Origin of the sequence: Gordonia sp. UCD-TK1 (assembly GCF_001691435.1) — a bacterium.
Taxonomy (GTDB): domain Bacteria; phylum Actinomycetota; class Actinomycetes; order Mycobacteriales; family Mycobacteriaceae; genus Gordonia; species Gordonia hongkongensis.
The window spans coordinates 21,170-27,315 of sequence record NZ_LZMP01000040.1; the positions used below are offsets into that span (position 1 = coordinate 21,170).

The window sequence follows — 6,146 nt, forward strand, 5'->3', positions numbered from 1 at the left end:
CCAGCACCCACGACCCGCGAGTCGCGCGGACGAACCTCCGATGACGGAGGTGCTGTCCGAGCGATCCTCGCGGGTCGTGTCGTATGCGAAGCTGCATCGCGCCGCCGAGCGGCGCGAGCAGGGCCGCTTCCTCGCCGAAGGGGCGAATGCAGTCGCGTCGGCGCTCACCGTCGGCCGGATCGAGACGCTCCTGGTCGCCGACGAGGAGCAGTTCCGTCACCGCGATCTCGTCGAGACCGCCGCGGCGGCCGGCGTCCCGGTGTCGGTGATCACCGGCCGCGCCGCGTCGAAGCTGGCCGAGACGTCCACGCCCGCGGGCATCTTCGCGATCTGCCCGTTGCTCGACGTGCTGCTGGACGCCGTTCTCTCCGCCGGGCCGCGACTCCTCGCGATCGCGGTCGAGCCGCGGGAGCCCGGGAACGCGGGCACGCTCATCCGCTGTGCCGACGCGATGGGCGCCGATGCGGTGATCCTGCTCGGCGATGCCGTCGACCCCCACAACGGCAAGTGCGTCCGTGCGAGCGCGGGGAGCGTGTTCACGGTGCCCGTGGTGCGTGAGCGCGCCGTCGACGACGCCCTCGACGCCATCCGGGGGTCCGGCATCAGCCTTTTGGCGACCGCGGCCGATGGCGAGGTCGCCCTGGACGCGGCGGGCGACATCCTCTCCGGCCGCGTCGCATGGCTCTTCGGCAACGAGGCCCACGGCCTGTCGGTCGAGGTGCAGCGCTCCGCCGACCACCGCGTGTCGATCCCCATCCGTGGCCGCGCCGAGAGCCTGAATGTCGCTGCCGCGGCGGCCATCTGTCTGTACGAGAGCGCCCGTGTCCACGGCGCGGCGGGTCGTGTCTGACCGCTGTCCGAGTCGGCCGGTAGGGTCGGCGATCGTGTCAGAAACTGTGTCACCCGACTCCGCGCCCGAACCCGCACCCGCGACCCCCGGCTCGCCGGCCGCTGCACCCCAGACGGTGCCCGCGCCCGATCCTGCGGTCGTGAACTCCCGCATCGCGTCGGCGATCGCGACCGAACTCGGGGTGGGCGCCGGTCAGGTGCGATCGGCGATCGAGTTGCTCGACGGGGGATCGACGGTTCCGTTCGTCGCCCGATACCGCAAGGAGGCCACCGGCGGCCTCGACGACGCGCAGCTGCGTACCCTCGACGAGCGTCTCGGTTACCTGCGCGACCTCGAGGCCCGACGCCAGGCCGTCCGCGAATCCATCGCCGCGCAGGGCAAACTCGACGCCGCACTCGATGCGCGCATCCTCGAGGCCGACACCAAGGCGCGCCTGGAGGACATCTACCTGCCCTACAAGCCGAAGCGCCGCACCAAGGCCCAGATCGCACGCGAGGCCGGACACGAGCCGGTGGCCGATGCACTGCTCTCGGACCCGACGACGGACCCGGCGACCTTCACCGCCGAGCAGCTCGACGGCGCCCGCGCGATCGCCGTCGAGCGGTTCGCCGAAGACGCCGACCTCGTCGGCGAACTCCGTGAGCTGATGTGGCAGACCGGAGTGTTGCGCACAACGGTTCGGGACGGCAAGGAGTCGGCCGGCGCCAAGTTCGCCGACTATTTCGAGTTCTCCGAGCCGTTCACCTCGCTGCCGTCGCACCGGGTGCTGGCCGTGCTGCGCGGCGAGCGCGAGGAGATCCTGTCGGTCACCCTCGACGCCGACCCGGAAGCGGCCGACCGGCCCGCCGGCCCCGGACCGTACGAGCAGCGCATCGCCGCCCGGTTCGGCATCGCCGATCAGGGGCGTCCGGCCGACCGGTGGCTCACCGACACGGTGCGCTGGGCATGGCGGACCAAGCTGTTCGTCGGGCTGTCCCTCGACGTCCGGATGCGGCTGCGTCAGGCCGCCGAGGCCGACGCGGTCGCCGTGTTCGCGACGAACCTCAAGGACCTCCTGCTGGCCGCGCCCGCCGGGTCCCGTACGACGATGGGTCTCGATCCCGGCCTACGCACCGGCGTGAAGGTCGCAGTGGTGAACGCGACCGGAAGGGTCGTCGACCACGCGACGATCTATCCGCACGAGCCCCGGCGCGACAAGTCCGGCTCGCTCGCGGTGCTCGGCGCACTCGTCGAGAAGCACGGCGTCGAACTCATTGCCATCGGCAACGGCACCGCCTCACGCGAGACCGATGCGCTCGCCGGCGAGCTGCTGGCCGCGATCAAGGAGGCCGGCAAGAAGCCGCCGACGAGCGTCGTCGTGTCCGAGGCGGGTGCCTCGGTCTACTCGGCGTCGGCGTACGCGTCGAAGGAATTGCCGGACCTCGACGTCTCCATCCGCGGCGCGGTCTCGATCGCCCGCCGGTTGCAGGATCCGCTCGCCGAGCTCGTGAAGATCGATCCGAAGTCGATCGGGGTGGGGCAGTATCAGCACGACATCTCCGAGACCCTGCTCGCGCGCTCACTCGGGGCGGTCGTCGAAGACGCGGTGAACGCGGTCGGCGTCGACGTGAACACTGCGTCGGTGCCGCTGCTGTCCCGCGTGTCCGGCATCACCGCGGGCCTCGCGGAATCGATTGTCGCGCATCGTGACACCAATGGCGCGTTCCGGGATCGCAAGCAGATCACCGCGGTGCCCAGGCTCGGCCCCAAAGCTTTCGAGCAGTGCGCCGGCTTCTTGCGCATCGCCGACGGCGACAATCCGCTCGACGCGTCGAGCGTGCACCCGGAGGCGTACCCGGTCGTCACACGCATCCTCGAGAAGGTGGGCACCGATGTCCGGTCGCTGATCGGCGACACCGCGACCCTCACCAAGTTGCGACCCGAGGAGTTCGTCGACGAGACGTTCGGTCGTCCGACCGTCGTCGACATCATCGCCGAACTCGACAAGCCGGGGCGCGACCCGCGGCCGGAGTTCAAGACCGCGACGTTTGCCACGGGCATCGAGAAGGTCTCCGACCTGACCCCGGGGATGGTCCTCGAAGGTCAGGTCACCAACGTGGCCGCCTTCGGCGCATTCGTCGACGTCGGCGTGCACCAGGACGGCCTCGTCCACGTCTCGGCGATGGCACACCGCTTCGTCTCCGACCCCCACGAGGTCGTCAAGTCCGGCGACATCGTAAAGGTCAAGGTCATGGACGTCGACATCGACCGCAAACGCATCGGGTTGTCGCTGCGGCTCGACGACGAACCGGGCAGTGACGGCAAACCCTCCCGCGCGCCTCGCGGGCAAGGGCGGGAGGACAGTGCTCGTGGCGGCGGCAATCAGCCGCGGAGGAACGAGCAGCGTGGCGGCGGACGGGGCAACCCGGGCGGCCAGGGCCGGGGCGCTCAGGGGCAGGGCAACCGAGGCGGGAACCGGAACGATCGACGCCCGGCACCCAGCGGGGCGATGGCCGACGCGCTCAAGCGAGCCGGCTTCGGCAAGTAGGGTCGCGGCCCGGGCGGGCCGGTTGTGTGTTCGCGGATGCGGGGATTGCCGACCCCGAGCGAGTAGTTTCCCTCAGGCCGTCCCGGTCGCCGCGGTCGAGACTCGACGCCATGCCCAGCATCGTCTCGGGACGGCCGGCGTCGACCGGTCTGCCCACGCCTCGTGAACTCGCCGCCCTCACCGGGGACCGCGACCGCGTCATCGACCTGATCCGCATCATGTCGCTGGCGGTCGTGGTCGCCGGTCACTCGATCATGCTCACCGTCGACGTGACCGACGACTCGATTCATCTCGGCAACACACTCGGCGACGTGCCCGCACTGCAGCCGGCGACCTGGCTGCTGCAGGTGCTGCCGCTGTTCTTCTTCGCCGGTGCCGCCGCGGCGACCCGCGGCTGGACCTCGCGCGGCGACGGTGACACACCGACCGCCGGGCAATGGCTCGTCGCCCGGACACAACGCTTGATGCGGCCGGTGTTCTGGTACCTCGGAGCCGTCGCGGCCGTGTACACCGTCCTGTCCGGCACCGGTGCCACGGCGGCGGCCGACGTGGTCGCGCGTCTCGGGGTGCAGTTGCTGTGGTTCCTCGGCGCCTACCTGCTCGTACTGGCGGTGGTCCCGTTCCTGCAGCGCCTCCGGTCCGTCGGTGGTGTGCTGGCCGCCCTGGCGGTGTGTTGGGGGAGCACGGCGATCGTCGACGCCGTCCGACTGACGGACGGCCCCGCAGCGCTCGGCTACCTGAACTTCCTCGCCGTGTGGACGATCCCCGCGGTCCTCGGGGTCGCGTACGCCAAGAAGATCCTGCGGCCCGGGCTCGCCGTCCTCGCGGCCGCCGGTGCGCTGGCAGCCGACCTCGTCCTCGTCACGTGGGGACCCTACGAGGTCTCCCTCGTGACGGTTCCGGGCCAGCACCTGTCCAACATGAGTCCGCCGAGCCTGCTGCTCGCCGGCCACGCGATCGTGTTGTGCGCGGGCGCGATCGCGGTGCGCCGATTCCTCGCGGTCGTGGCCGACCGTCCGCGCGTCTGGTGGTGGGTGGTGCTGGGCAACCGGGGCGCGATGACGCTGTATCTCTGGCATCTGCCGGTGCTCGCGGCGATCATCGGTCTGTGCGCCGCGGCCGGCATCGACCGCGGCGACGTCGGCGCGGCGTCCTTCCCGATGATCGTCGGGGCGCAGACCGTGTTGCTGCTCGCGGGCATGGTCCCGGTGGTCGCGATCCTGTCCCCACTCGAGAACCGGTCCCTGCCGTGGTGGGACGAACCGGTCGCCCGGCGCAGCGGACCGGTGCGGAACGCGGCCCTGCTGACGGCGCTGGCCGGGCTCGGCGTGGCAGTGCTGATGCTCGCGCGCGGCGGTCTGACCGGCGACGGTGTGTGGTGGCTGATCATGGGCCTCGCCTGTGCCACCTGCTCGCGTTGCCTCGCGGTTCCCGCCGGTCGTCCGACGGCAGCGCCAGGGCTTCCCGGTGACGACGCCTCCCTGCAGGTCAGCGCCCCGCGGTAGTCGACTACCCTCGACGGGAGTCATCGTCGGCGCCGGAGGTGTCCGTCGGCCCGTTGGGTCGGCGTGCACAGCGCGACGACGATGCCGACCATCCATCGATCGACGCACGAGGAGCACGCCCACCGTGGCCACTTCCGCCGACGCAACGGCATTCCCGGGACCCGACGACCTCGAGGCGGCCGCGACGTCGGCCATCGAGGACTTCGAGGCGGCGGCCGACCTCGATCAGCTCGCCGCGGCCAAGTCGGCGCACCTCGGTGATCGCTCGCCGATCGCACTCGCCCGGCGCGCGCTGGGTTCCCTCCCCAAAGAGGGGCGTTCCGAAGCCGGCAAGCTGGTCAACCAGGTGCGCGGCCGGGTGTCGGCGGCCCTGGAGGCGCGCACCGCCGTCCTCGACGCCGAACGGGACGCGGCGGTCCTCGTCGCCGAATCGATCGACGTGACGTTGCCGAGCGGCCGGCGTCCGGTGGGTGCGCGTCATCCCATCACCGTCATCGCCGAGCAGGTGGCCGACGTGTTCGTCGGTATGGGCTGGGAGATCGCGGAGGGCCCGGAGGTCGAAACCGAGCACTACAATTTCGACGCGCTCAACTTCCTGCCCGACCACCCCGCCCGGTCGATGCAGGACACCTTCTACATCGCGCCCGAGGGATCGCGGCAGGTCTTGCGGACGCACACCTCGCCGGTGCAGGTGCGCTCGATGCTGAGCCGGGACCTGCCCATCTACGTGGCGTGCCCGGGCCGGACGTTCCGGACCGACGAGCTCGACGCCACCCACACCCCGGTCTTCCATCAGATCGAGGGACTCGCCGTCGACAAGGGACTCACACTGGCGAACCTGCGGGGCACCCTGGAGACCTTCGCGCGGGCACTCTTCGGCCCGGAGACGACGACCCGCATGCGGGCGAGCTACTTCCCGTTCACCGAACCCTCCGCCGAGGTCGACGTGTGGTTCCCCGCCAAGAAGGGCGGACCCGGCTGGGTCGAGTGGGGCGGCTGCGGCATGGTCAACCCGAATGTGTTGCGCGCCAGCGGTATCGACCCGGATGTGTACTCCGGATTCGCTTTCGGCATGGGCCTGGAGCGCACCCTGCAGTTCCGCAACGACATCTCCGACATGCGGGACATGGTCGAGGGGGACATCCGGTTCACCCTCCCGTTCGGTCCGGCCGCCTGACCGGCACCGCGCAGATCCCGCCCCGACGACTCCTCACGACGCGACGAAAGTAGTTGATACACAGTGCGTGCACCACAGTCCTGGTAC

At 70.8% G+C, this 6,146-nt stretch carries 4 protein-coding genes; all 4 read left to right on the plus strand.

Annotation, left to right across the window (positions count from 1 at the left end; translation table 11 throughout):
• The first annotated feature begins 40 nt into the window (after positions 1–40).
• The 4 genes from A9310_RS19445 (at position 41) to pheS (ending at position 6,059) form a co-directional block, all read left to right on the plus strand.
• Positions 41–850 (plus strand): RNA methyltransferase, encoded by an 810-nt coding sequence (locus A9310_RS19445; RefSeq protein WP_065632024.1) that lies wholly within the window; start codon positions 41–43, stop codon positions 848–850.
• A gap of 46 nt (positions 851–896) precedes the next feature.
• Positions 897–3,377 (plus strand): Tex family protein, encoded by a 2,481-nt coding sequence (locus A9310_RS19450; RefSeq protein WP_065632025.1) that lies wholly within the window; start codon positions 897–899, stop codon positions 3,375–3,377.
• Positions 3,378–3,487: 110 nt separating this feature from the next.
• Complete coding sequence (locus A9310_RS19455; RefSeq protein WP_065632026.1) at positions 3,488–4,882, plus strand: acyltransferase family protein; 1,395 nt, start codon at positions 3,488–3,490, stop codon at positions 4,880–4,882.
• A 124-nt stretch (positions 4,883–5,006) separates the two neighbouring features.
• A complete protein-coding gene (gene pheS / locus A9310_RS19460; protein ID WP_065632027.1) occupies positions 5,007–6,059 on the plus strand; it encodes a phenylalanine--tRNA ligase subunit alpha in 1,053 nt (350 codons plus the stop codon).
• The last annotated feature ends 87 nt before the right edge of the window (positions 6,060–6,146 follow it).